Genomic DNA, 25,338 nt, shown 5'->3' on the forward strand with positions numbered 1-25,338 from the left:
GTCAGCGGGGCGCGAGCTGCTTCAGCGCCGTGGCCCAGTCCTCGAGGTGGTAGACGCGGGCGATCTTCCCGTCTCGCACCTCGTGGATGTCGATGGTGTCGATGCAGAACGACCGCGAGCCGTCGAGGGAGAGGCCCATGAACGGACCCGAGGGCGAGCCCGTCGCGACGCTCCGGACGACCACCTTGGTGCCGTCGACCAAGACGTCCTTCGGCTCCCAGCGGAGGTCCGGGATGATCTTCCAGAACGCCTCGAGCTGCTTCGCGAGCACGGCCTTCGACTTCGTCTCCTGTCCGTTCTTCGACTCGAAGTCGTCGGCGAGGAGACGGTCGAGCACCGTAGCGGGGCTCCCTCCGTCACGGACGGTGAGGGCCTCGGAGTAGAACGGGAGCACTGTGGATTTCGGGTCGGTCATGGGGATCTCCTTGTGTCGACCTCACCTTGGGCCGGCGGGCGACGTTCGGGTAGGGCGTGGAGATCGCCTTCACTGTTCGATAGGATCGAACACGTGCTGGAACACTTGCGCGCCATGGTCGTCTTCGTCCGCGTGACCGAGCACGGGTCCGTGCGGGGGGCCGCGCGCGCGCTGGGCCTGTCGCCGTCCGTCGTGAGCCACCACCTCGCCTCGCTCGAGACCCACGTCGGAGCTCCGCTCCTCTATCGGACGACGCGCCGGCTATCCCTCACCGCGGCGGGGGAGACGCTCGTGCCTCACGCCCGGGAGGTGGCACGCTCGGCCGTGGCGGGGCTCGACGCCGTGCTCGCGACGAGCCGCGCACCGACGGGGCACCTCACGGTCACCGCACCCGCGTTCTTGGTGGGGGCGGGCCTGGGCGCCGAGATCGCCGCGTTCGTCGAGTCTCACCCCAAGGTCCGCCTCACGCTCGGCTTCGGGGACTCTCCCCGCGATCTGCTCGAGGGCGGCTTCGACGTGGCGCTGCGGGCGGGCGCGCTGAAGGACAGCAGCCTCGTGACGCGGGGGCTCGCCCAGATGCGGCGCGCGCTGGTCGCCTCTCCGCGCTACCTGCGCGGCCGGCGGGAGCTACGCGAGCCGGACGAGCTCGCCGAGGTCGACTACGTGCGGCTCGCGTCCCGCCCCGCCGAGATCGCCCTCCTCGATCCCCGCTCCGATCGCAGGGTGTCCGTGCGGCCGCGCTCGCGACTCGCGGTGGACGACGCCGGGGCCATTCGCGCGCTCGCGCTCGCCGGGGTCGGCGTCGCGACGCTCCCGTACGCGCTCGTGCGCGCGGACCTCACCGAGGGCTCGCTCGTGCGCCTCTTGCCTCGCTGGGAGCTCCCTCAGGTCCCGGTGTTCGCGTTGTGGCCGCGGACGACCCAGCGTTCGGCCCTCACGGCGCGCTTCGTCGAGTTCATCGCCCCGCGCGTGGCGCGCGTCCTCGGGGAGGGCGGCGGCCCCGCGTGAGCGCACCTCGAGCCTCGTCCTCCTGAGCCGCCGTGCATCCGACCTCCGGCGCGGGGCTCGAGGGACGAACGAGCGACTCGCGCGATCGCGCGCCACTCCCGCTGGGGTGCCGCACTGTCAGTGAGGCACGGCCGGCACGACCTCGGGCTTCGCGGGGACCGTACCCGCCGGATCCTCGCACGTCTCGGGCTGGGACCACACTCGCGCGCCCTCGACGGTGAGATCCCCGGCGTACGACACGTGCTTCGCCACGAGCCCGCCCTGGATCCGAGCCTCGCCAGCGAACGAGAGGTCTGCCTCGGGCGCGTAGACGAGGCCGTGGAACCCGGCCCTCCCGGCGAACGTGATGGCCGCGTTCTTCCCGCCGACGTAGAGGCGGAAGGCCTCGGGCCGCGAGGGGTCGCCGAACGAGGCTTCGCCGACCGTGGTGAGCTTGCCGTCGACGAAGAGATCGAGCGTCGCGCCCGGGGCGAGCTTCACTTGGCCCTCGCCGACCGCGCCGATGTCGCCCTCGAGATAGAGCTGCACCGCACCCTCGACGTTCAGCGTCAGCTTGCCCACGGCCTGCGCGTTCGAGAGGTAGTACCGCCCCGACTTCAGCGTCACGGACGTCGTGCCCACGAGCGCGCTCGCGTCGAGCGGGAGGCCCGCGCGGACGTTGTCGTTCTGCATCTTCGCGGCCGCCACGGCCGAGGCGACGTCGTACCGCGAGGCGGCGTCGCACCCGCACGGGGCCGCACCAGGATCGACGAACGCGCCCCGCTGGCCCACGCGCTGGTCGCCCGCAAAAGAGACGTCGCCCGCGCGGAGCTGCCCGCCCACCGTGAGCGAGCCCGCGCCCGACAGACCGCGACGCGCGCCGAGGTCTCCGCCGACCGAGAAGTCTCCCGCGCCCGAGACGTCGCCTGCGGAATACAAGTGATCCGCGACGCGCAGGTCGCCCGCGAACGACATGTCCCCTCCGACGCGCAGGCTCCCGTCGATGCGCGTCCCCGAGGCCGCCGAGAAGTCGCCGAGCACGGCCACGTCGGCCGCGTCACCACCGAGGCCACGGGTCACGAGCCGGCCGGCATGCGACATGTCGCCGCAGACACACACGGCGGCCTTCGCGAAGAGCGCGGGCGCCGGCGTGCAGTGGGACGTGGGCTCGGGCACCTTGGGCTGCTCCGGGGGGAAGTACCCGAGCGCCTGGCCGCTCGAGCGCACCATGCCGTTGCCCGAGCCCGCCCCGTCGGCCGTGCCGTCTCCGTCCACGCGGAGCGAGCAGCCCGAGACGAGCGCCGCGGCGGCGAACGCGAACGCGAACGAGGGGGCGACGAGACCGAGCGAGGAGAGCTTCTTCATGATGGGACGTCCTTGGCGAGGGGTGGGCGGCGGCGGTGTGTGACCTCCCCTTTCGCACGCCCCGTGCCACGGAGGCTTCGCGCAAAGATCAACGGTATCGGCATGTTGCGAGGATCCACGTGCGTCGCGGGTGTCGCACCTCGGCCCGCGTCGCCCCTCGCCGCGGAGGGCCGTGCGTCGCCCGTGACGCCCCCGAGCCGCCCGCGCCAGCGCGTTGACCCTCGCGAGCCCCGATGCTACCGCGCCCCTCGCACCGTCGACGTGACGGGGCATGCCGCGGCCACGGCCGCGTGAGGAGCGCGCGCGTGAAGCTCAAGGCCTACGGCAAGTACGGATCGATCGGCTTCGAGCTCGTCGTGTCGATGGCCGTCGGCTACCTCATCGGAAAGTGGCTCGACCCGAGCTTCGGCGGCAAGGGCTACGTGACCGCGCTCTTCAGCGTCGCGGGCGTCTACGCGGGGTTCCGGTCGCTCTTCAAGGCCGCGAAGACCATGCAGGCCGACATCGAGAAAGAAGAGAAGCTCGATCGAGGTGAGGCGCCCTGGAAGGTCCCCATGCCCGACGTCGACTACGACGCCTTCGACGACGCCCACGACGCCGAAGAGAAGGCGAAAGAGCTCGCGAAAGAGCGTGAGGACGAGGCCGCCACGAAGGACGCGGCCGAAGCCAAGGGCGGCGAGCCCGAGACCTCGAAGGAAGACCCATGAAGAAGAAAGACGAAGGTCCCGCGGCGGGGATCCGGCCGGCGCTCGGGTTCGTGGCGGCGGTGGGCGCGGTGTTCACGCTGGGCGCGCTCGCGTTCTTCCCCGTCAAGACGGGCCTCTCGGTCTTCGCGGGCGCGCTCGTCGCCGCGTCGAACCTCTGGGTCCTCTCCAAGATCGTCGAGGCCATCCTGGTGCCCCCGGACGACGAGGACGACCACGGCGCGGAAGGCAAAGACGAACCGAAGCCCGCCCCCAAAGAGCCCAAGAAGACCTTCTCCGGGGCGTGGGGCGCGCTCGCGCTCGTGAAGATCCTGGTGCTCTTCGGCGGCGCCTGGATCCTCATGACACGCGGCCTGGTCGACCCTATCGGCTTGGTCGTCGGGTACGGCTCGCTCCCGGTGGGCGTCGCCCTCTCCGGCGTCTTCTCGGGGCTCAAGCCCTCGAAACGCCCCCGCACCTGAACCGAAGAACCCCTAAATTCCCGTGGGATTCTCCCAAATTGACGCAAAATTTTCGTTCGGTGCGGCGCGCAATCGAATGATCCTTTTCTCGAAAAACCTGTGATAGGAAGCGCCCGCGCATGCCCGAGCACACGTCGTTCTTGAGCTACCTGGTCGCCATGTTCCCCGCCCTCGGGAAGAACATGGAGAACTTCGGCAAGACGTTCGTCGGCCAGCACCCCGTCGGGGAGCACCAGGCCGAGCCGATCTTCGCCGTGGCGCTCGTCCTCCTTTTGCTCGTCGGCATCGCGTTCGCGGCCCGCAAGCAGATCGCCGACTACGACAAGTCGGTCGTCCCGGACGAGAGCCTCTCCCTCCGCACCATCCTCGAGGTGGTCGTCTCGTACTTCTACGGGATGATGCGCGACATGATGGGCCCCGAGCGCGCCAAGCGGTACTTCCCCGTGATCGGCACCTCGGCGCTCTTCATCCTCATGTCGAACTTCCTCGGCATGGTGCCCGGCTTCCTCCCGCCCACGTCGAACCTGAACGTGACGGCCGCGTGCGGCATCATCGTCGCGGTCTCGTTCAACTACTACGGCGTGAAGGAGAACGGCCTCGGCTACTTCAAGCACATGATGGGGCCGATCCTCCCGCTCGCGATCCTCATCTTCCCGCTCGAGCTCCTGACCATGTTCGTCATCCGCCCGGTGACGTTGGCCATGCGTCTCATGCTCAACATCGCGGTCGACCACCTCCTCACGTCGATCCTGGTGGGCATCTTCTGCCTCTTCCTTCCGATCCCCATCATGGTGCTCGGAACGCTGGTCGCCCTCGTCCAGCCGCTCGTCTTCTGCCTTCTCTCGTCGATCTACATCACGCTCGCCACCGAGCACGAAGATCACGGCGACGGCCACGAGGCGCACGGCCACGACGATCACCATGGAAAGAAGGAGGTCGGAGCGAAGAAGGCTCACGCCTGATTCGCCCTCGCCTCGCACGAATACCGCCCCCAACTTCGGGGGTAGTCAATCCCCTCGAAACCGACTAAGAGCGCGCACGGTCGCGAAAGCCCCGAACAAGGCGCGCTCCCAACAAACCACGAAGCCCCCATTCGGATTCTCTAAGGAGCCTTTCATGTCGACCTCGAAGAAGCTCGGTCTCATGGCCTTCAGCGCCGCCGCCACCCTCCTCGTTCCGTTCGCTGCGTTCGCCGAGGAAGCGGCCTCGCACGCGGGCGCGAACGGCAACGACGTGAAGATGTGGGCCGCTGCCGGCGCCGGCTTCGCGATCGGTCTCGGCGTTCTCGGTGGTACGGCCGCTCAGGGCCGCGCTGCTGCCGCCGCCCTCGAGGGTATCTCGCGCAACCCGGGCGCCGCCGCCCGCATCCAGACCCCGATGATCCTCGGCCTCGCCCTCATCGAGTCGCTCGTCCTCCTCAGCTTCGTCATCGCGTTCTTCCTCACGGGCGTCGCGCAGAAGTAGTCGGAGCGGCCTCTCCGAGGCCCACGCGTCGAGGCGCTCCCCGCGAGGGTGGGCGCCTCGCGTCATTTCGGGGGGCGCGAAGGAACACGGGGCCTCACGTCGACGTACGACCTCGAGCCCGACCGAGCCGACTTCGACCGAGCCTTTGACGCTCGCCGCCACGTGAGGCATTCTGAAACTATGCGGAAGTACGCGCTTTTCCTCCTTGTTTGCGCAGCCCCCTTCGCCGTGCATTGCGGCGGCGACGAGCCCGCGGGCGACCCCACCGCCGACGGCGCGGCGCCCACCGGCACGGCCACGGCCACCGGCACGGGAGAGCCCGGTCAAGACGGCGAAGCCCCTGCCCTGACGCCTCTCTCTCTGCCGAAGACGAGCGCGGGCTGCGGCAAGGCGGCCACGCCCTCCGGCGCGAAGGGCGAGCGGCGTACGGTGACCTCGGGCGGCAAGGAGCGGAGCTTCGTGCTCTTCGTGCCCCAAGGGTACGACCCGAGCCGCGCGTACCCTCTCGTCTCGGTGTTTCACGGCATCGGCGCCACGGGCGCGCAGATGGCCGAGTTCATCAAGATGCAGGAGTACTCGGCGGGCAACGCGATCGTCGTCTTCCCCGACGCCTCCGGCGGCCGCTGGGACATGACGGGAGAGACCGACCTCGCCTTCTTCGACACGATGCGCGAGAGCCTCGAGGGCTCGCTGTGCGTGAACCGTCAGCGCGTGTTCGCCGTGGGCTTCTCGAACGGCGGGTACTTCACGAACCACCTCGGCTGCAGCCGCGCGGCCACCGTGCGCGCGATCGTCCCCGCCGACGGGGGCTTCCCCGGCTCGGCCTCCAAGTGTGGCAAGACGGCGGCGCTCGTCTACCACCGCGCCGAGGACGACGTGGTCTCCGTCTCCAACGGCCAGAAGACCCGCGACGCCTGGGTGGGCATCAACACCTGCCAGAAGACGTCGAAGCCCTTCGGCGAGCACGGCTTCGACGGCAAGGGCTGCGTCGCGTACGACGGGTGCCCCGGGACGACGCCGGTCGTCTACTGCGAGGACGCCGCGAAGAGCCCATACAAACACGACCTCCGCGACGTCTACCGCGTGCCGATCTGGAAGTGGCTCGACGCCTTTCAGTGACGTGTCGCAGGGAGCTTTCGTGACGGCTCGGGCCCCTCGCAGCGCGGGCACCGCACCGTCGCGCACGTGCGCAAGCTCGGCTCGGCGCGCAGGCCTCCTTGCACCTGGAAGTTGTCCCAGCAGCCGGTCCTCGCGGCCTCGTTCCCGGTCATCTTGCGCAAGCAGGCCATGAGCGAGGCGCGCGCCGCTTTGCACGCGGGGTCGTCGTCGCACGCGCCGATCTCGCTCTCGCAGTCCTCGGCGAGGCACGGTGCGCAGGGTGGGTCCGCGTCTCGAACCCGCGGACCGTCGCACACGCCGCGCTCGCACGTGACGAACCTCCGGTGCTCGCTCATCATCCCGAGCTGACCGTCGCTCGGGCAGTCGCTCAGGGTCTCGCACGCGATCGCCACGGCGGCGCCCGGGCAGCTGTCGGCGCAGAACCGCTCGCCGCCGAGCGAGACGCAGCAGAGCCCGCCGTGGCACTCCGCCCGCCCGAGGCACGTGTGCCCTCCGTCACCTTCGTGACCTGCGTCGGGTGGCGAGGCGTCGCTCACGCCCTGTGCAGGATACACACGAACCGGAGGGGCCGACGACGGCGGCGGCGGCACGAGCGCCTTGGGGGGCACACGCTCCTCGCATGCCCCGAGCGCCACCGAGGCCACGACGACCACACGCACGAACGCCCGCCATTTTCGGTCTCGTTCGCTCATTCGGCCTCGAACGGGTTCCGGTCGAACACGAGCGGCTCGATGCCGACGGCGGCCCCCGAGCCCACCGGCACCGCCGCGGACGACGCACCGGACGGAGCCCCCGACGGGGCCTGGGCGACGCCCCCCGCGACGACCTTCGTCCACACGAGGAACCCGGCGACGGCGAGCCCACCGAGCACGAGGACGAGGACGAGCAGCACCCCCACGACGCTCCCCTTTCGGCGCCGTGGCGCGTGACCGGGCGGCCCAGGAGGGACATACGCGGGCGCCGACGGAGAGGGCCCACGAGCCCCGGGCGCGACGTAGGGAGGCTGCGCGGGAGGCGCGACCGCGGGAGGCGGGCCGAGCCTCGCCCCGACGAGCGTGGGAGCGACGTGCGACACGACCTCGTCGCGGAGGTCGAACGTGATCGTGGTCGCGCCGATCCGGAGCACGTGCCCAGGCGTGACGAGCCCTCGACGAAACGGTGCGCCGTCGAGCGTGACGCCGTTGGCGCTCCCGAGGTCGGACGCCTCGACGCCGTACGGCGTCCGCTGCACGACGAGGTGCCTGTGCGAGACCCCCGGGTCCTCGAGCACCACGTCGCAGTGGGGATCACGCCCGAACACGAGCGGGCGGTCGGCGAGGACGACGTTCGCGCGATCGTGAGGTCCCGTGACGCGGAGGTGCACACGAAGGCATACGCACGCCCCGTGCCCACGAGCGACGCGCGCGCGGGCGGCCTCACGGGGCGCCGGGCCGGCAACCCATGCGCCCCGCTGCAGCTCTTGCGGGGCGCCACGACGGCCCCCTGCAAACCTAGGGAACTACTCGAGAATCACTCGAACTGAGCCACGTCCCCCGCGCCCGCGCGCACCACCGTGGGAGGGTTCGTGGTGAGGTCGACGACCGACGTGGGCACGAGCCCGCCCGCGCCGCCGTCGATCACGAGGCCGAGCCCCTTGAACGCGTCGTCGATCTCGTTCGCGTCGACGAACGGATCCTCGCCCGCTCGCTGCGCCGTGGTCGAGATGACCGGGCGCCCGAGCTCCTTGGCGATGGCCTGGATGATGGCGTTGTTCGGCACCCGGATGCCCACGGTCTTCTTCTTCATCTGCACGAGCTTCGGCACCTCGCGCGTGGCCTCGAGGATGAAGCAGTAGGGCCCCGGCAAGAGGTGCTTGAGCACGCGGTACTGGTGGTTCTCGACGATGGCGTACCGCGCGATGTCCGACAGGTCGGAGCAGACGAACGCGAGGTTGTGCTCCCGATCCATCCCCTTGATCGCGTAGAGGCGATCGATCGCCTTTTTGTTCATGAGATCGCAGCCGAGGCCGTACACGGTGTCGGTCGGGTACGCGATCACCTCGCCGGCCTCGAGCGCCTCGACGGCGCGGCGAATTTTCCGAGGCTCGGGGTGGTCCGGGTAGATCTCGAGCAGCATTTCGCTCGGCGGAGTAGCCGAGAGGGGGCGGAGTGCGCAACGGCAAGTTGAGAGGAATCCTCGCGATTTCGCCGATGGTCCGCCGGCCTTGGGGGCGCACGCGCGGGCTCGCTCCGCCGCTCGATGCCCTCTTTGACGGAGAATTCACCCGCATCGGCCAGCCGCGGTGCTCCTTTTGCGGTCCGCGAGCACCCCGCGCGCGCCCCTTACGACCGAGCATGAAAACGCTGCAACGCTGGATCGAGACCGCCTTCGAGACGTTCCTCTTCAACGCGCGCCTCATCGTGATCTTGGCGGTGCTCGGCTCGCTCACGGGCAGCTTCCTCATGTTCGTGAAGGGCGCCATCGCGATCTTTCACACGGCCGTCGAGTTCGTGAAGCACCCCATGGCCCACTCGGGCCACGGCGACGGGGGCGAGGACCTCTCGGTGTCGCTCATCTCGTCGGTCGACGCCTTCCTCTTCGCCACGGTGCTGCTCATCTTCGCGATGGGCATCTACGAGCTCTTCATCAGCAAGATCGATCCGGCGAGCCGCACCTCCGAGTCGCGCCCGAACTGGCTCCAGATCCACTCGCTCGACGACCTGAAGGGCGCGGTCGGCAAGGTCATCCTGATGATCCTCATCGTCCGGCTCTTCGAGTCGGCGGTGAAGATGAAGTACGAGCAGCCCGCTCCACCTGCTCTACCTCGGTCTCTCGGTGCTCTTCGTCGCAGCCGCGCTCTACCTCCAGCACCTCGGCCACAAACACGACCCGAAGGGCCACGGCGACGAGTCCCACGACGGCGACACGAAACACGATCACGGCGACACGAAGCCCGACGAGAAGCCCCTCACCTTGGTGCCCGAGCCGCACCACGCGCACGCCCACGCGCACGCTCCGAAGCCCGCGCACGCCCACGCACAGGCCCACGCCCACGCGGTCGCTCACGCGCCCATGGGGTACGCGCACGCGCAACATGGACACCCGGGCCACAGCCCGTCGATCCCACCCGGCATGGCCCCTCAAGGGTACGATCCGTACGCCGCGCAGCGCGCCGCCCAAGCTCAAGCCCAGGGCTACACGCCGGCCCCTCCCCAAGCGCAACAAGCGCAACAAGCGCAGGCGCCCCAGGGGTATGGCCAATTGCCCCCGCAGCAGCGGCGGTAGCGGCGCGGGCCGAGAGAGGGAGAGCGGGAGAGCGGGGTGCCCCCACCCGCCCGGCGGGAAAAAGCCCGTGAGCGTCACGGTCGTCCGGTTTTCCCTCGGGCTTCGTGACCATCGCTATTTTGCTTTTTACCGCCGGTCGGCCTCCCCCAATATCCGTTCTCGGCTTTGCTTCTCCTCGGCTCGGCGCGACATCCCACGTGCGCAAAGCCTGCGAGCGGATAGGGGGAGGCAAAGAGCTCGTGGCCCCTCGTAGAGGGCGTCCCCGTGCGAACGACCCGAGCCGGCGGATGCCCGGAGCCCCGCACGAATCGCCGGGCTCCGGCAAAATTCGACCACCCTCGGGCGATTTCGCGAAACGAACGGGAACGACGCGCCGACCCCGCCCTCGAAAGGTGGTCGCCATGAAGAAGTTCTCGTTCGTCCTCGGTCTCGTCGGGCTCTCGGTGCTCGGTCTCGCGTGCTCGGGAGGCGACGATCCCGGCGCCCTCCCCGTGGGCGCCGCAAACGACCCGCTCGCCGCGCGCATCGCGGAGCTCACCGGCGCCGAGGTCCTCGGTCGAGCCGACGAAGGGGCGAAAGAAGCGCAAATGTACGTGGCGACCACCGGCGGGAGCCCCGTGCTCGGGAAGCTCGCGCCGAGCGAGGCGCTCGCTTTCCTCGGAAACGTAGGCGGGCGCGTGCCTTCCGCGGGCGAGCTCGCGACGCCGACCGAGTGGCGCTCCCCTGCGGTGCCGCCACGCTCCGCTTTCCGCGCATCGTCCCCGGAACGGACGTGCCGGTCTTCGACGCGGCGGTGGTGCTCTCGGGGCACGACGACGGCTCGTTCGCGTTCCTCGGGCTCGACCCGCTCCCCGACCTCCACGGCTTCGACGTGACCCCGTCCATCTCGAAGGAGCGGGCACGCGCCGCCGCGCTCGCAGCCCTCGGCCTCGAGGACGCGGCGGACCTCCCGGTCACGGTGAGCCTCGGCGTCCAGCGCGAGGGCGCCCCGCGGCTCGCCTACCGCGTCGAGGTCTCCACCGAAGAAGAGCCCCTCCGCGTCCACGTCGACGCCAAGACCGAAGAGGTCCTCGAGCAAGGCGCCATCGGTCTGAACCTCACCGTGCAAGCCAGCTCCGCCGCGAGCTACTACTTCGCCGGTCGTCCCGCTGCGAACGCAACGACCCCAGCGATTCCGAGGGATCCGTACTACGCGGAAGGTAAAACACTCCCCTTCACGCTCGATGCTTCCGGACGTCCGTGGGTCACGACCCTCCGCGCCCAGCCCCGTTTCGAGACCTCATGAACCCCGAAAACCCCGACGCGCTTCTTCCGATCGCGAACCACGTCAACGCCAAGTTCCAAGGCTACATCTCCGCGCCGGGAGAATCGAAGGAGCGGGCTTTCGCGAACACCCTCGACAACGAAGCCTACTTCCGCTCGGGGCTCGTCTCCCACACGTGGGCCCTCCTTGCTGCGGGCGGAGCGAACCGCCGGTCCAGCATCGTCATCGACAAACCCATCGGAGTGGAATGGGCAACCGCCATCTTCGGCCTCGGAGCGCTCTCGTTCCGGCCCGGCCAGTCCCCCCTGCGAGCGTTCGCCGACGCGACCGTCGCCGCCAACCTGCTCCCCGAGCCCCGCCGGCAGGTCGCGTGCGCGTGGGCCGCCGTTGGCGTCTATTCGAGCGCCGACCTTTCGACCTACCGGGTCACCTGCACCCACACCACCACCAGCGCTGCGCCGACGCCGAGCTTTGCCTGCGGAGGCAAGAAGGATGGCTACTACTGCGACCCCGAGCAGCCCTTTGCGGCCGTTCGGTGTGTCGCGGGCTCCATCGGTGGTGGGCTTCAATGCGCGAGCGGCCTCGTGTGCCAGCCGAGCGGGGCATCACCTGACAGCCAGGCCATCGTCGAGAACGGCGCCCTCCGCTGCGCGACGCCGAAGGGGACTCCGTGAGGCCACGGCAAACGCTCGCGCTCCTCCTCACCGCGTGGGGCGCGCTCACCCTCTCCCGGCCGGCGCACGCGGCCATCCTCTCGGTCGTTCAGCCGGAGATCGCCAGCATCGTCGCCGTGACGGCCGGCGAAGATACGTGGGTGTCGGTCACGGCGGCCGACCCTCGGGTGAATAATGTCGTTCGAGTCGTGCCCCTTCCCGAGGGCGCGACCGACGTTCGCCTCGCCCCCCAGAGCGTCGTGTGGCTCGTGCCCAAGTACTTTCGTGTCGAGCAACCCCCGCTCTGCGATCCCCACTGGTCATGCGAGGCGCCGCGCGCCTCCATCGAGCCACCCGACCGCCCCCAACCGAAGTGGACACCTCCCAAACAGCCACCGAAGGCGTCCTCGAAGGAGGAGCCCATACCGAACACTGGCTGCTTATGTGCTGGCAGGCCCTGCGGCGACCTCCCACCGCCCCCTCCCACGCCACCCCGACCGCCGCGCCTCCTCCGCGTCGTCGCGCGGAGCGCCATCGAATCGACGGTCAGGGAGCTCACGGCGACTATCGATCCCCACTACTACGAGGGTCCCGACGGCGGAGCCGACATCGCGGCGCGTGCACCAAACGTCTCCCGCTTCGCCGTCGTGGTCGGCGACGCCAATGTCGCGTTCCGCGTCCGCGGCCCGTTCGTGTGGCCCATCCTACCCCGTGACCGCGGCGGCCCGAGCGAGACCATCATGATCGTTATGGCCGCTTCCACTCCGACCACCCCATTTCCGCGCACTTTGCTCCGAGCCGAGCCCCCAAGGCTCTACCTTGCGCCGCTCGACGCGAACGGCCATCGCAACACCGACGTCGACACGCTCGCCACCATCCTGGCCGGGCAGCTCGCCGCCGAGGGCAAAACGGCGCACCTCGAGCGTGCCATGCCCATCGACCCGAAAGCAGCAGGGTACACCGACATGGGGGCGAGGCTCGGGTTTCCGGAGGTCTCCCTCCCCAAGCTCGCGGGCGCGTTCAGGCTCTTTCGCTATCGCTTCCGCGACACGCCGGACCTCGGATTTTCACCGACCACCCAAGCCGAGCTCCCTCACCCCCGCGAGATCGCCACAGCCTTCGTCGCTGTCGACTCCCACCGCGCCGAACCGGGAGATCCCCGCTGCCCTGGCAAGTTCGGCGCCTGTTACAAACCTCTTGTCCACGCCAATGGCTGGCTCGTCGAATCCGGGTTCGGCCCCACGCGCGCCACAGTCGACCCCTCGAAACCCGCGCCACGCATCGTCGAGGCGCCCTATAGCCTCGCCACCCCGGTGATGCGCGATCCCTCACCATTCCCCGCTCTCCCCGCGTCGCCCGCGTCCTCCGCGCCCGCTCCACCCGCCCCCCTCCAACCCACTCCGCCCAAGGCACCGGCCCCCGGCACGATGCAGCCCGGGCCACGCGGCTGCGCGTGCGACACCGCGGCCCCGCCCACGACCGACGCGGGGGCCGCGCTCGTAGGTATCGCGTTTGCTTTGATAGGGGCCGCCCGGCGCAGGCACTCCGAACGAGAACTGCGATGAGGTTCCACCATGCGCTCGCGCTCCTCGCGGCCTCCATCGCTACGAGCCATCCGGCGCTCGCGGCCCTCGTTGCGCCTCGAGCCTCGGACAGCGGGCTCGTGACCGTCGGCCTCCTTGCCGCAGGCGGCTCGACTGTCGTCAGCGTCCGCATCCCTCGCGACGCCGTATGGGTCGTGCCGCTCCCTGCGCATGCCCGGAACGTGCGGATCGTCGACGCCGCCCAGCTCACCGCCCTCGAGGCACGCACGGCGCCTCGGTACTTTCACCTGACGAGGCCGCCCGCGTGCGACCGCTCGTTCTCCTGCGCCACTCCGCGCTCTCCCATCGAGCCCGCCGAGCCCGAGGAGCCTCGAGCGCCCCAGGTGGCCGCGCTACCTGCTTTCTCTAGGACGCCAGCGCCACATCCGCTCTGGGTACCGATCGCGCCCTCTCCAAACGGCGCCGTACCGGGCGAGTCCGAGCGCACACAAGCCCACCTGCAACACGATTTCCCGGTGCCAGCGCTTCCCCCGGCCATCTTGATGACCGTTCCGAACGCGCAGGTCGTCGCGTCGCTCGTCGCACGAGGCGTGAAGCTCGCTCCCGGCCGTTTCGAAGGGCTCCCAAACAGAGGCGAGTCCGTGATCGTCGGGTACTATCCGACAGATGTGACTCTGCGTTTCGAGGTCGACAGTACCTTCTCGTGGCCTATCGTGCCCTCGGATTCGGGAGGGCCACGAGAGCTCGTCATCGTGCTCGCTGCCACGATGGACACCGGAGGCACTTTCCTCCCGAAATGGATCGAACGAGCCGAGCCGCCGCGCCTGTACGAGGTTCCGCGTGGCGTCGAACACCCGGAGCGTAGCCCTGCGCACCTCGCGCACGCGCTCGCGGCGCGAGGCCTGAGGGTACACCTCGAACGCAACACGGCTCTCTCCGTGGGACACGAGACCACGGACCCCCGCGCCGCCGCGACGGGCGTCCTCGAGCTCCCCATAGCGAAACGTCCACGCGGGCTCGCCCTCCTCCGATTTCGGGCGTCGCGGCTGACCGACATCGGCCTCGACGCCGCGCCACTGTCGGGGCTTCCTCGCTCGAGGGAGACCGCGACCGCGTTCGTTCGGGAGACGAACGGCGCTGCGTCCGCGGAGTGTTCCGGCGAGTGGGGTGCGTGCTACCGAGCACCTGAAGGCCCGTGGACGGCGACGCTCTGGCCCACCCTCCCGGCGCTCGCGGGGCCACCGCTCTCCGAGGCTCCCTTCTCGACGGCAACGGGTCACCCCCGCGATCCTTCTCCTGACACACCGGCCCCCGCGTCCTCGGCGTCCGCCTCTCCGGCGCCCGGTCCCCCCGCGCCGAACAAAGCCCCCGTCCCCAGCCCGATGCAACCCGGCCCACGCGGCTGCGCATGCGACACTGCGGCCCCACCAACGACCGACGCGGCGACCGCGCTCGTAGGTATCGCGTTCGCCGTGATGGGGGGCGCCCGACGCAGGCACTCCAAAGGGCGACTGCGATGAGGTTCCGCCATGCGCTCCTCGCGCTCCTCCTCACCGCGTGGGGCGCGCTCACCCTCGCCCGGCCAGCGCACGCGGCCATTCTCTCGGTCGTCCAGCCGGAGGTCGCGGAAGTGATCGCGGTGACTGCAGGCGATCAAACATGGATCGTCGCCGGAACCTCAGCCTACCGGGCCGCTGACACCGTCCGTGTCGTGCCGCTTCCCGAGGGCGCGGAGGACGTTCACCTGGTGCCCACGCGTTTCCCGGAGCTCGGGCCGAAGCTCTTTCAAGTCGAGCAGCCCCCGCTGTGTGACCCTCAATGGTCGTGCGAAGTCTCGCGCCCACCCGTGGAGCCGCCGGACCGTTCCCCGGCGAAGGTGCGCCCAGCCCCCAGCCCCTCGACGACCGCTCCACCGGCGTCGCCCCCCGGTCTCTGGGACGGTATCCCCAGCGTGCCGCTTCCGCCCCGACCGCCGAACGTCCTTCGTGTGGTCGAGCGGAGCGCCATCGAGTCGACGGTGAAGGAGCTCACCGCACGCATCGATTCCCACTACTACCGTGGCCCTGACGGAGGCGCGGACATCGCCGCCCGCGCACCAAGCGTCTCGCGCTTCGCGGTCGTGCTCGGCAGCGACACGGTAGCCTTCCGCATACGTGGGCCGTTCGTCTGGCCCATCACGACACACGCCCAAGGTGGCCCGAAGGAGGTTGTCGTGACGCTACTCACGCCTTCTCGTGGCACCACTCTCTTTCCGCGGGCGCTTCTTCGGGCGGAACCGCCGAGGCTCTATCTCGAGCCTGCCGCAAGGGAGGGTAGTCGCTACCTCAGCGCAACCGACCTCGCGGAGGTGCTCGCAGACCAGCTCGCGGCCGAAGGGAAGCCCGTTCACCTCGAGCGCGCCATGCCCATCGACGCGGACGAGCGGGAGGACCCGAACGCTACCTTGGTCACCGACTTCGGCCTCCGCGAGCTCCCACTCCGAGGAAACCCGCGTCACTTCAAGCTCTTTCGCTATCGTTTCCGTGGCATATCCGACATCGGATTTTCGTCTACCGCGGAGGCCGACCTCCCTCATCCTCGTGAGATCGCGTCGGCCTTCGTCTCCGTCGACGCTCACCTCGCCGAGCCTGGCGACCCACGTTGCCCGCGCAAGTTCGGCGCCTGTTACAGGCCACTTCGCCAGGCCACAGGCTGGCGCGTCAAGTACGGCGGCACCGTCACCTTCCCGAATCCTGACCCCACGAAGCCTCCGCCACGCATCGTCGAGGCGCCCTATAGCCTCGCCACCCCGGTGATGCGCGATCCCTCGCCGTTCCCCCCGCTCCCCACACCGGCCCCCGTCTCGTCCGCGCCTTCCGCGTCCGCCTCTCCGGCGCCCGGTCCCGCCGCGCCGAACAAAGCACCCGCCCCCGGCCCGATGCAGCCCGGCCCACGCGGCTGCGCGTGCGACACCGCGGCTCTGCCTACGACCGACGCCGCGACCGCGCTCGTAGGTATCGCGTTCGCTTTGATAGGGGCCGCCCGGCGCAGGCACTCCAAAGGGGAACTGCGATGAACGCCCGTGCCCTCCGCTACGCGCTCGGTCCACTCGGCCGATAGGGCCCCGCGCCCGCCGTCACGTCACGCCGTACTTCTTGAGCTTGTCGTACAAGGTACGAAGGCCTATCCCCAGCTTGGCGGCAGCCGCGCGGCGATTCCCTCCCACCTCGGCGAGCGTCGCCTCGATCGTGCGCCGCTCGACGTCCGCGAGAGACTCGCCCGCACCCACGTCTGGCCTCTTCGCCTCGGGAGAGGTGGCGCTCGGCTCCACGTAGAGGTGCGCCTCGCGGAGCACGTCACCGTCGGAGAGGATCATCGCGCGCTCGAGGGCATTTCGGAGCTCGCGCACGTTGCCGGGCCAAGGCAAGGCCACGAGCCTCGCGCGGAGGTCGGCGTCGAGCTTCGGCGTCGGCCGGCCCGCCGCACGCGCGAGGTCGGCCACCAACGACTCGGCGAGCGGCACGATGTCCTCGCGGCGCTCGCGGAGCGGAGGGAGGCGAACGGGGAACACGGCGAGCCTATGGTAGAGGTCCTCGCGGAACCCTCCGTCGCGCACCATCGCCCGCAAATCGCGGTGCGTCGCCGCGATCCAGCGCACGTCGACCTCGATGACCTGCGAGCCGCCGAGGCGCTCGAACTTGCGCTCCTCGAGCACCCGCAAGAGCTTCGCCTGGAGGGAGGGGTGGAGCTCCCCGACCTCGTCGAGGAAGAAGGTGCCCCCGTCGGCGAGCTCGATGCGGCCACGGCGCTGCGCGTGGGCGCCCGTGAACGAGCCCTTCTCGTGGCCGAAGAGCTCGCTCTCCAAGAGGTGCTCGGTGAGCACGGCGCAGTTGATCGCCATGAACGGCTTTCCCTTGCGCGGGCTCCACTCGTGCACGAGCCGCGCCGCCACCTCTTTGCCGGTGCCGCTCTCGCCCTGGAGGAGCACCGTGGCGTTGCTCTTGGCGACGCGCTCGAGCGCCGCGGTGACCTGCACCATGGCGGGCGCGCCGAAGGTGAGCACGGAGCGCTTCGTGTCACGCGTCGAGGGCACGGCGAGGCCCTCGCGGCGGTCGAGGGCGCGCATCACGAGGTCGCGCACGGCGCGCGGGCTCTGCAGGGGTTTTTGCAGGTAGTCGAGCACGCCGAGCTTCATCGCCTCGACGGCCGTGGCCACCTCGCCGAACGCCGTCAGCACCACGAGCTCGACGTCGGGTTGCTCGGTGCGCAGCGTGCGCACGACCGTCATGCCGTCGACCTCGGGCATACGCAGATCCGTGATGACCACGTCGAACGGCTCTTCGCGTGCGGCGGCGAGCGCGGCCTTCCCGTCGGCCGCGGTGACCACGTCGTGCCCGTCGCGCTCGAGCGACTCGGCCACGAACGAGCGAATGCCCTCTTCGTCGTCCACCACGAGCACCCGCCCGGTACGTTTTGCGCTCATGCCGTCTCCATGGTGCCTGCGAGCCGCATCACGAACTCGGCTCCACCGTCGGGGTGATTGTGCCCCGTGAGCGAGCCGCCGTGTTGCTCGGCGATGCGGCGCGCGACGGGCAGCCCGAGCCCCACCCCCCGCACCCGCGTGGTGATGAACGGCTCGAAGATTTGCGCCTCCGAGCCCGGCGCGAGCCCCTCGCCACGGTCACGCACGCGCACGACGAGATCGCCCGCCTCGGCCGCGAGCGTGAGCTCGACGCGGGCCGGCGCTTCGCTCGCTTGTAGGGCGTTTTGCACCAGGTTGTGCAGCGCGCGGGCCACGCGTGTCGCGTCGAGCCGAACGGTCTCGGGCGCGCGCGCGAGGTCGACCTCGAGCCGCTCACGGGGCAAATCCCGGAGGGCTCGCTCGACGAGCTCGGTCGGCGCGATCGCCTCCACGTCGACGGGCCCGTCGCGGACGAAGTCGAGCAGGCTCGTCGTAAGCTCTTCGATTCGCTCGGCCTCCGACACCACGCGCTCGGCCTTGGCCCGCTGCTTCGTGTCGTCGAGGTCCTCCGCCAGGAGCTGCGCATGGCCCTTGAGCGACGCGAGCGGGTTGCGGAGCTCGTGCGCCATGACCGACGACATCGTGCCGAGCGCGACGAGGCGCTGCTCACGCGACGCCTGCGCCTCGACCTCGGCGAGCCGACGCGCGCTCCTCGAGAACGCGAGCGCAAACGCGACGAGCACGGCCCCGGCGACGCTGGCCGTCACGGCGATGCGCGTGAGCCCGCTCCGGAGACGCGCGAGCACCGGCGGCTCGATCTCGATCGCGAGCAGCGTGGGGAAGAACGGCGGCCGCTCGAGCCCGGGCGGCCTCGCGCCCTCGGGGTGAGCCGGATCGAAGGGCACCCGCGTGCCGTCCGGAAGGACGCGTGTACCGTCTGGAAGCATGCGAGATCCATCGGGAAATTGACGGGACCCGTCGGGCAGGTGGCGCACGCCGCGGGGCCTATGGCGCGGCATCATGGGCACGACGACGCGCGCGCGCTCGTCCGACAGAATGGGGGCGCCCGGGGTGCTCGGCCTCCCCGCGAGCCGAGCCTCTCCGACCTCGACGAGGGGCTTTCCGTCCCGCTCGAGGATCGCCACGTAGCGGAGCCCCTTCGCGGCGTGCTCGGACAGCTCGTGCCCGAGCTCGTTCGCCGTGGGTGGAGCCTGCGATTCGGCGAGATCGGCCAAGACGAGGCCCACGAGCGAGTCGGCCTCGCCGCGCACGACCACGTCCGAGGCCTCGGTGAGGGTGCGGTGCGCGACGAACACCGTCGCCACGAGCGCGAGCGCCGCGAGGAGCGCCATCGGCAAGCTGCCGCGCGCCGTCCACGAGGCCGGCTGCGAAGCTCCACGCATCTTGGCGACCGGTTTCGACGGGCTCATGCGGCGCCTCGCATCGCAAGACGCGTACCACGCCTTTGGCCTACGGAGCCCGCGCAACATCGAAGGGCCGACCCCCTCGGCCCGCACGACGACTGCAGAATCCGCACTCGTGCGGTGCGGACCTCGCACCCCACGCCGCACAGCGGGCCGAAATTCCCGGGAGATCCGCGTGGCACGGCCGCTGCATAAAGCTCATTCGGCTCGGCGCGGTACACCGGCGAGCCCTTGGCCCCGACACACCGGGCCCACTTCCTCCGCTTCGAATGCGTCGCGAATCCCAAGGAGCCCCTCGAAATGAAATCGTTCCGTATCTCGACCTCCCTCTCGATCTTCGGCCTCCTCGTGACCATGGCGGGTTGCAGCGCCAACACGGCCCCCGCCTCGGGTGAGCCCGCCACGGCGAGCCAGGCGCAGGCCGCGAACGCCGACAAGGCGCGACCGATGCACCACGGGTTCTTCGGCCCCGAGCACCTGCTCGTCGTCGCGCTCCACGAGGACATCGGCCTCTCCGACGCGCAGAAGACCACCATCCGCACCGCGCTCGACGGCGCTCGCCCCGCGCCTCCTTCGGGCATGGAAGAGAAGATGAAGGCCCACTCGGCCAAGCTCGCCGCCGCGGTCCGCGCGGGCAAGATCGACGTCGCCACGCTCGCGGCCGACGGCCCCGGGCAGCCCGATCAAGCGGCCATGACCGCGCACCTCGAGGCCGCCAAGAAGGCCCTCACCACGCTCCACGCCACGCTCACCCCCGAGCAGCGTCAGAAGCTCGTCGCCGCGGTCGAGAGCCACAAGGGCCCCGGCGGGCACGGCGGACCGTTCGGCCATCACGGCGGTCACCACGGCGGCCCGCCCCCCGAGGGCCGCGACGGCGAAGGCCACGGACCTCGCCCCGAGGGCATGCACGGCGCCTTCGGCCTGCTCCAAGATCTCGATCTGACGGACGCTCAGAAGGAGCAGATCCGCACGAAGCTCCAGGCGAACCGGCCCGCGCCGCCCTCCGAGACCGACCGTGAGGCGATGAAGACCAAGTTCGAGGCGATGCGCGCCGAGCACAAGGCCCGCCTCGAGTCGTTCACCAAGGACACCTTCGACGCCAACGCCTTCCTCGCGAAGCCCGCGAACGCGCCCGAGCCCGGCAAGGGCATGAAGGGCATGCACGAGCACATGCTGAACGAGCTCGCGGCCATCACCGAGGTGCTCACCCCCGCGCAGCGCGAGAAGCTCGCCGCGAGGATCGAGAAGGGGCCCGAGCACAAAGGTCCGCCCCCCGGCGCGCGCTGAGCGCGAGCGGCTGCCGCGAGCGCCTTGGGTAGGAAAGAGGTCGACGACCGTCGTCGGCCTCCGAAGGGGCCGAGACACACACGACGAGGCAGAAGCTCGGGCTCCTGCCTCGTCTTCTTTTGTCGGTCAATCCGGCGTGGCGAGCCTCACGCGACGGCGGTCATTCGGCCGATCGCCGCGCGGAGGGCCGGCAGATCGCCCTGCATCTCGGAGCGGAGGTTCGCGACCCGTGTCTCGACGGGAGACCCTCGGGACAGATCTTGGAGGACCACCGCGTAGAGGTCCTCGTCGGCGTCGAGGGCGGCGACGAGGAGCGCGCGTCGCATGTCGTGCGCCACGAAGGGGCGAGCTCGCTCGGGCTCGGCCGAGGCCAAGAGCTTCGTGCCCGCGTCGAGGAGCGCGAGCTCTTTCTCGGTGATAGGGAGCCGCGCGGCCCAGAAAGGGTCCCCCGTGGGCCCGAAGAGAAACATTTGCCGGTAGGCGAACCGCGAGAGCACACGCTGCAAAATCGCGTCGACGATGGCGCGCGGGTCGGAGTCGTTCATCGTCGGAGCCTAGCCCTTGCCGAGCCATCGCCCCGTCACACTTCACCCCGAGCCGCCGATTGTCCCGAAGGGCCCCTATTCCTCGAGGTTCTTCGGGGTCTGCGCGTGTGGCCGGTGAGCGGCGTCAGCGCCTCTGGCGACTTATCGCCTTCGAAAGCATGTCGGTGACCTCGCGCGCCATGGCGACGAGCCCCTCTTCCGTGCCTCCTGCCATCGAGCGCACGGGCCCCTCGCCCTCGAGCCACAGGAGCGCGAGCCCGTGCACGGACGTCCACGCGACGAGGACCGCGCGGCGCACCTCGTCCTCGGTCGCGCCGGGCCCGACGGCGGCCGTCGCCAAGTCGACGAGGGTCGTGTACGCCCGCAGGGACTCGGCGAGGCACTCGTCGCTCGGTGTCTCGGAGGGCGCCTTTCCGAACATGACCCGCACGTGCGCGGGGTGGGTCACGGCGAACCGCACGTACGCCATGCCGGAGGCGGCGAGCCGCTCGGTGGGGCTCGCGTCGAGCGCCTTCGCCGCGAGCATCGCGTCCGCGAGGCCACGGAACCCCTCGGCCGCGATGGCGTCGAGGAGCGCTCCCTTATCGGCGAAGTGATGCGAGGGAGCCCCGTGCGAGACCCCGAGCCGACGCGCAAGGTCTCGGAGCGAGAAGTCGGCGCGGCCGTCGACCGTGAGCATCGCGACGGCCTGATCGAGCAGCGCACGGCGGAGATCGCCGTGATGGTACTCGTCCCGCTTCTTGGCGCGCGGCGCCCCGCGCGAGGCCGTACGGGGAGGCCTCGAGGAGACCCTCTTCGTCGAGCTCGTGGGGCGCGCGCCTTTGGTCGATGCCACGACCTCATGCTTATCGCGCCCCGATTCCTGCGGCAACGACGTGCCCATCTAGACAATGACAAAATTGATCTAGACACTGACCAATATGGAGCTACACGTCCATCTAGACACTGACCAACGAGAGGTTCCATGCCCCCCAAGTCGCTCCGCATCGCGCAGGTTCGCCTCGCACCCGTCCTCGCCGTCCTCGCCGCCGCCGCCGCGGCCTTCACTCAGGGAGGGTGCGCGAGCATCGCCGTGGCCGTAGCCCCTGAGAAGAAGGCCGAGGTCGACGATACCCCCGAGTTTCACGCCGCCGAGTCGGCGTTCTGGGGCGCGCTCCACGGAGGCGACTACTCCCGAATCGGAGACACCCTCGAGCTCTACCAACGGGCCTACCTGAAGAACCCGAACGCGCCCATGACGGCCGCGCGCATCGGCTGGCTCCACACCTGGCGCATCGCCGAGCGCAGCCGCAACCCCGCGGCCCCCGCGACCATCACCGACGACATCGTGCTCGCGCGAAAGTACTTCGGCGAGGCCTCCCACCTCGCGCCGAACGAGTCGCGGTTCAAGGGCTTCTTCGCGAGCGTCACCATGGCCGAGGGAGCCATTCACAAGGACGAGGCCACCATTCGGCGCGGGTATTTCATGATGAACGACGCGGTCGACGCGTGGCCCGAGTTCAACTACTTCACCGCGGGCATCAGCGTGGCGAACCTCCCGGCGAGCGACCCGCTCTTCGACGAGGGCCTCGAGCGCCAGTGGAAGAACCTCGACGTGTGCGTCGACGGCTCCATGGACCGCGGGGGCTCGTTCGCGAAGTTCATGCCGCTCGAGACCCGCGAGGGGAAAAACCGCGCCTGCTGGGACTCGTGGGCCGCCCCGCACAACCTGTCGGGCTTCTTCCTCCACATGGGCGACATGCTCGTCAAAAAGGGCGACGTAGCCAAAGCCAAGATCGTCTACGCGAACGCGAAGCTCCCGAAGAGCTACGACGCGTGGAAGTACAAAGACGTGCTCGACGACCGCATCGCGCACGCGGCCGAGTACGTCGAGCCCTTCCGCAGGGCCGAGGGAAAACCCGGCGAAAAGGCCCCGTTCTGGCGGTCCGACTTCGCCTGCACCGGTTGCCACGCGCAGTAAGAGGAGCCCCGGAGCGACGAGCCACGCCGCTGCTCCGATGGCGAGCGAGGGGCGCGTTTACGCCTTCGTGGCGACGAGGGCGTGGCACGAGGCGTCGAGGACGAACGGGCGACCCAGGCCACCCGCTCGTGTCTCGAAGCTCGCGACGACCGAGTCGCGCACGGAGGAGAGCTCGCTCGGCGTGCACGCCGCGAGGAGCGCGCCCATCACCGGGTTGTCGAGCATGGCCTCCCACGTCGCGACGGGGCTCGGGAGCACGATGCTCGCGCGGAGCACGTGCACCTCGACGTCGACGAAATCTCCCGACGCCGACACCTCGCGAACGAGCGCCTCGGGCTCGGCGATGTCGATCCAGCTCCGCGCGGGCTGAGCGCGGAGGCGCTCCGGGAGCGCGGCCATGACCGGGGCCATCTGCGCGGAAAGCATGGGGTTTTCGACAGGCCCACGCCACACGGTGGTGCCGAGCACGCCCCCCTTCCGAAGCACACGAGCCGCCTCACGCCAGCCGGCCACCCGGTCGGCGAAGAGGAAGATGCCGAACGACGAGAACACCGCGTCGAACGAGCCATCGGGGAACCCGAGCGCTTGGCCGTCGTGCACCTCCGCGTGGAAGAGCGCGGTATCCCCCGATGCGGCCGCCGCCCGGCGCGCAGCCTCGACCATGCCTTGAGAGAAGTCGGTCGCGACGACACGACCTCGCCTGCCTTCGGCTCCCGCAGCGAGAGCCTCTGCGCGCGCACGACGGAGCGCGTGGACGGCTACGGCGCCCGGGCCACACGCGACGTCGAGCACGTGGGAAAACGGGCGGATCCGAGGCTCGGCGATCCGAACCATCGCCTCGCCGAGGAACCCGGTGAGCGGCGCGAAGAGGCGCGAGTACGTGTCGACGTGGTGATCCCAGCGCGCGGCGGCGTCATCCATGGTCGGCGAGCCTACCTTGGCGCTGCCTCCAGGCGAAGGCTCAGTCGCGGCCGGCGTCTTTCGGGCAGGGGGCGCCGCCGGTGTCGTTGCCGGGGTCGACCGGGAAGGGCTCGGTGCGCGTCTGGCGTTCGACGCCGTCGCAGCCGCAGATGGGCGGGAACGCGAGCCCGGAGTCGGGGCAGCGGGCCCACGGGAGGCATTTTCCCTTCGGATCGGCGCAGCCGGCCGCGTAGATGCAGTCGAGCTCGGCGGGGCACGGGGCCTTCGGGCTGCACTCGTGGTTCAACGACGGAGACGCCATCGCGCACATGCAGCGATCGCCCCAGCACGAGCCCGTCGGCCTCGGCCGGCGAGGCGTCCCCGGCGGATCACCACCCGCGTCATCGCCCCCATCAGCGGCGTCGTTCGCCGTGGTGCAGCCATCGAGCGCGGCCGCGCCCACCACGGAGGAGAGAGGAACCGCGAGCATCACCAGCCAAGAAGAAAAGGATAGTCTCATGACTTACAGATACCACCGAGCTCTGCGCAGTCGACGTCGAAAAAAAAACTCTAACGCGCGACGCGAGGCTCAGACGCCTTGGGTCTCGGGGCTCCAGATGTACTTGTGCATCTGGAGCTGCACCCGCACGGGGAGCGCGTCTTCCATGACCCACGCGACGAGCGCGCGCGCGGCGAGCTTGCCGAACACGGTGCTCGCGAGCACGTTCTTCGTCCGCGAGAGGACGCCCCGATCGCGCAGCACCACGCGCATGAACTCGTAGTCCTCGCGGCTCGCGAGCACGAACTTCACCTCGTCGCCCGGGCCGAGGTGCTCGAGGTTCGACCAGCGGTTCCGGTGCGACTCGCCCGAGCCCGGGGCCTTGATGTCCATGATTTTGTGCACCCGCGGGTCGAGCCCGGAGATGTCGGCCTCGCCGCTCGTCTCGATGAGCACCGTGCGATCGGCGTCGCAGAGCTCGCGGAGGAGCAGACGCACCCCGGGCTGCAGCAGCGGCTCACCGCCCGTGAGCTCGACGAGCTTCGTGCCCGTGGCGAGGGCCTTCGCGAGTACCTCGGCGCGAGGCATGCGTGTGCCGCCGTAGAACGCGTGAGGCGTGTCGCACCAGGTGCAGCGCAGGTTGCAGCCCGTCGTGCGCACGAAGGTGCACGGAAGGCCGGCGAACGTCGATTCGCCCTGGATGCTCGCGTAAATCTCGTGGATGACGAGGGTGTCTTCTTTGGCCACGGCGCTTGGGCGTTTAGCACTTCTGCGCCGAAAGCCCACACACGCCGCGCAGAGCTCGCCCTACTCGACCTCGATCGGGATCTCGCTCGGCGCGGGCGCGGGAGCCCTCGGGGCGAGCATCGAGGGCCGCGGCACGGTGTAGTAGCGCCACACCCCGTAGGCCGACGCGAGCACGCCGATCGCCGCGAGCAGGTAGGTCCGCACGAGCGGGAACGAGAAGCTGCTCGGCACCGTCGAGGCGCGCTTCTTCTCCCTCGGGGTCGTGACGCTGGGCTTCTTCTTCTTCACGGCTCAC

27 protein-coding genes are annotated in these 25,338 nt (G+C 70.0%); 14 read left to right on the top strand and 13 right to left on the bottom strand.

Going from position 1 to position 25,338, the window contains the following annotated elements; translation table 11 throughout:
• Position 1 precedes the first annotated feature (1 nt).
• A complete protein-coding gene (locus IPK71_00770) occupies positions 2–415 on the bottom strand; it encodes an ester cyclase (protein MBK8212253.1) in 414 nt (137 codons plus the stop codon).
• Positions 416–508: 93 nt separating this feature from the next.
• On the opposite strand from IPK71_00770, the gene IPK71_00775 reads away from it, so the two are divergent.
• On the top strand, positions 509–1,423 hold the full coding sequence (locus IPK71_00775) for a LysR family transcriptional regulator (protein MBK8212254.1): 915 nt from the start codon (positions 509–511) through the stop codon (positions 1,421–1,423).
• A gap of 117 nt (positions 1,424–1,540) precedes the next feature.
• On the opposite strand, the gene IPK71_00780 is transcribed toward IPK71_00775, so the two are convergent.
• Positions 1,541–2,767 (bottom strand): hypothetical protein, encoded by a 1,227-nt coding sequence (locus IPK71_00780; GenBank protein ID MBK8212255.1) that lies wholly within the window; start codon positions 2,765–2,767, stop codon positions 1,541–1,543.
• Between the two features lie 305 nt (positions 2,768–3,072).
• Between IPK71_00780 and IPK71_00785 the strand changes: the two genes are divergently transcribed.
• The 5 genes from IPK71_00785 (at position 3,073) to IPK71_00805 (ending at position 6,515) form a co-directional block, all read left to right on the top strand.
• Positions 3,073–3,474, top strand: a complete 402-nt coding sequence (locus IPK71_00785) for an AtpZ/AtpI family protein (protein MBK8212256.1) — start codon at positions 3,073–3,075, stop codon at positions 3,472–3,474.
• Entirely contained in the window at positions 3,471–3,932 is a 462-nt protein-coding gene (locus tag IPK71_00790) for a hypothetical protein (GenBank protein MBK8212257.1), read from the top strand. The genes IPK71_00785 and IPK71_00790 overlap by 4 nt, the downstream gene beginning before the upstream one ends.
• Positions 3,933–4,051: 119 nt before the next feature.
• Positions 4,052–4,894, top strand: a complete 843-nt coding sequence (atpB, locus tag IPK71_00795) for a F0F1 ATP synthase subunit A (GenBank protein ID MBK8212258.1) — start codon at positions 4,052–4,054, stop codon at positions 4,892–4,894.
• A 154-nt stretch (positions 4,895–5,048) separates the two neighbouring features.
• The gene (locus tag IPK71_00800) at positions 5,049–5,396 is read left to right on the top strand and encodes an ATP synthase F0 subunit C (protein MBK8212259.1); all 348 of its coding nucleotides are present in this window, start codon (positions 5,049–5,051) and stop codon (positions 5,394–5,396) included.
• 180 nt (positions 5,397–5,576) lie between these two features.
• Positions 5,577–6,515 carry a hypothetical protein gene (locus IPK71_00805; GenBank protein MBK8212260.1) on the top strand — a complete coding sequence of 313 codons (939 nt, stop codon included), beginning with the start codon at positions 5,577–5,579 and terminating at the stop codon, positions 6,513–6,515.
• Here the strand turns inward: IPK71_00805 and IPK71_00810 are convergent.
• From IPK71_00810 to IPK71_00820, 3 genes are read right to left on the bottom strand one after another with little or no spacing between them, the layout of a single operon-like run.
• Positions 6,509–7,207, bottom strand: coding sequence for a hypothetical protein (locus IPK71_00810; GenBank protein ID MBK8212261.1), 699 nt, complete (start codon positions 7,205–7,207; stop codon positions 6,509–6,511). The genes IPK71_00805 and IPK71_00810 overlap by 7 nt on opposite strands.
• On the bottom strand, positions 7,204–7,971 hold the full coding sequence (locus IPK71_00815) for an FHA domain-containing protein (GenBank protein MBK8212262.1): 768 nt from the start codon (positions 7,969–7,971) through the stop codon (positions 7,204–7,206). The genes IPK71_00810 and IPK71_00815 overlap by 4 nt, the downstream gene beginning before the upstream one ends.
• Positions 7,972–8,024: 53 nt before the next feature.
• The gene (locus tag IPK71_00820) at positions 8,025–8,630 is read right to left on the bottom strand and encodes a threonylcarbamoyl-AMP synthase (protein ID MBK8212263.1); all 606 of its coding nucleotides are present in this window, start codon (positions 8,628–8,630) and stop codon (positions 8,025–8,027) included.
• A 218-nt stretch (positions 8,631–8,848) separates the two neighbouring features.
• Between IPK71_00820 and IPK71_00825 the strand changes: the two genes are divergently transcribed.
• From IPK71_00825 to IPK71_00850, 6 genes are all read left to right on the top strand, one after another.
• The gene (locus IPK71_00825; GenBank protein MBK8212264.1) at positions 8,849–9,850 is read left to right on the top strand and encodes a YqhA family protein; all 1,002 of its coding nucleotides are present in this window, start codon (positions 8,849–8,851) and stop codon (positions 9,848–9,850) included.
• A gap of 330 nt (positions 9,851–10,180) precedes the next feature.
• On the top strand, positions 10,181–10,654 hold the full coding sequence (locus IPK71_00830; GenBank protein MBK8212265.1) for a hypothetical protein: 474 nt from the start codon (positions 10,181–10,183) through the stop codon (positions 10,652–10,654).
• Positions 10,552–11,064: a PepSY domain-containing protein gene (locus IPK71_00835; protein MBK8212266.1), complete on the top strand. Its 513-nt coding sequence runs from the start codon at positions 10,552–10,554 to the stop codon at positions 11,062–11,064. Before IPK71_00830 ends, IPK71_00835 begins: the two co-directional genes overlap by 103 nt.
• The gene (locus IPK71_00840) at positions 11,061–11,717 is read left to right on the top strand and encodes a hypothetical protein (protein MBK8212267.1); all 657 of its coding nucleotides are present in this window, start codon (positions 11,061–11,063) and stop codon (positions 11,715–11,717) included. Before IPK71_00835 ends, IPK71_00840 begins: the two co-directional genes overlap by 4 nt.
• Positions 11,714–13,261, top strand: coding sequence for a hypothetical protein (locus tag IPK71_00845; protein MBK8212268.1), 1,548 nt, complete (start codon positions 11,714–11,716; stop codon positions 13,259–13,261). The genes IPK71_00840 and IPK71_00845 overlap by 4 nt, the downstream gene beginning before the upstream one ends.
• A 1,495-nt stretch (positions 13,262–14,756) precedes the next feature.
• Positions 14,757–16,295: a hypothetical protein gene (locus IPK71_00850; protein MBK8212269.1), complete on the top strand. Its 1,539-nt coding sequence runs from the start codon at positions 14,757–14,759 to the stop codon at positions 16,293–16,295.
• Positions 16,296–16,355: 60 nt separating this feature from the next.
• Here the strand turns inward: IPK71_00850 and IPK71_00855 are convergent, their stop codons facing one another.
• Together IPK71_00855 and IPK71_00860 are read right to left on the bottom strand one after the other, a co-directional pair.
• The gene (locus IPK71_00855; GenBank protein ID MBK8212270.1) at positions 16,356–17,702 is read right to left on the bottom strand and encodes a sigma-54-dependent Fis family transcriptional regulator; all 1,347 of its coding nucleotides are present in this window, start codon (positions 17,700–17,702) and stop codon (positions 16,356–16,358) included.
• Complete coding sequence (locus IPK71_00860) at positions 17,699–19,111, bottom strand: HAMP domain-containing histidine kinase (GenBank protein ID MBK8212271.1); 1,413 nt, start codon at positions 19,109–19,111, stop codon at positions 17,699–17,701. Before IPK71_00860 ends, IPK71_00855 begins: the two co-directional genes overlap by 4 nt.
• Before the next feature lie 294 nt (positions 19,112–19,405).
• On the opposite strand from IPK71_00860, the gene IPK71_00865 reads away from it, so the two are divergent.
• Positions 19,406–20,392 carry a Spy/CpxP family protein refolding chaperone gene (locus IPK71_00865; protein ID MBK8212272.1) on the top strand — a complete coding sequence of 329 codons (987 nt, stop codon included), beginning with the start codon at positions 19,406–19,408 and terminating at the stop codon, positions 20,390–20,392.
• 146 nt (positions 20,393–20,538) lie between these two features.
• Here the strand turns inward: IPK71_00865 and IPK71_00870 are convergent, their stop codons facing one another.
• Both IPK71_00870 and IPK71_00875 read right to left on the bottom strand, forming a co-directional pair.
• Entirely contained in the window at positions 20,539–20,937 is a 399-nt protein-coding gene (locus IPK71_00870) for a hypothetical protein (GenBank protein ID MBK8212273.1), read from the bottom strand.
• 124 nt (positions 20,938–21,061) lie between these two features.
• Positions 21,062–21,772, bottom strand: a complete 711-nt coding sequence (locus IPK71_00875) for a TetR/AcrR family transcriptional regulator (protein MBK8212274.1) — start codon at positions 21,770–21,772, stop codon at positions 21,062–21,064.
• 129 nt (positions 21,773–21,901) lie between these two features.
• On the opposite strand from IPK71_00875, the gene IPK71_00880 reads away from it, so the two are divergent.
• A complete protein-coding gene (locus tag IPK71_00880; protein ID MBK8212275.1) occupies positions 21,902–22,897 on the top strand; it encodes a hypothetical protein in 996 nt (331 codons plus the stop codon).
• A gap of 57 nt (positions 22,898–22,954) precedes the next feature.
• Here IPK71_00880 and IPK71_00885 read toward each other — a convergent pair whose 3' ends face one another.
• The 4 genes from IPK71_00885 to IPK71_00900 all read right to left on the bottom strand — a co-directional run bounded on the left by IPK71_00885 (position 22,955) and on the right by IPK71_00900 (position 25,331).
• Positions 22,955–23,818 (bottom strand): methyltransferase domain-containing protein, encoded by an 864-nt coding sequence (locus IPK71_00885; protein ID MBK8212276.1) that lies wholly within the window; start codon positions 23,816–23,818, stop codon positions 22,955–22,957.
• Positions 23,819–23,858: 40 nt separating this feature from the next.
• Entirely contained in the window at positions 23,859–24,290 is a 432-nt protein-coding gene (locus tag IPK71_00890) for a hypothetical protein (protein ID MBK8212277.1), read from the bottom strand.
• Positions 24,291–24,386: 96 nt separating this feature from the next.
• Positions 24,387–25,043 (bottom strand): radical SAM protein, encoded by a 657-nt coding sequence (locus IPK71_00895; GenBank protein MBK8212278.1) that lies wholly within the window; start codon positions 25,041–25,043, stop codon positions 24,387–24,389.
• Between the two features lie 60 nt (positions 25,044–25,103).
• Entirely contained in the window at positions 25,104–25,331 is a 228-nt protein-coding gene (locus IPK71_00900; protein MBK8212279.1) for a hypothetical protein, read from the bottom strand.
• Positions 25,332–25,338 lie beyond the last annotated feature (7 nt).

The organism is Myxococcales bacterium (genome assembly GCA_016712525.1).
Taxonomy (GTDB): Bacteria; Myxococcota_A; Polyangia; order Polyangiales; family Polyangiaceae; genus JAAFHV01.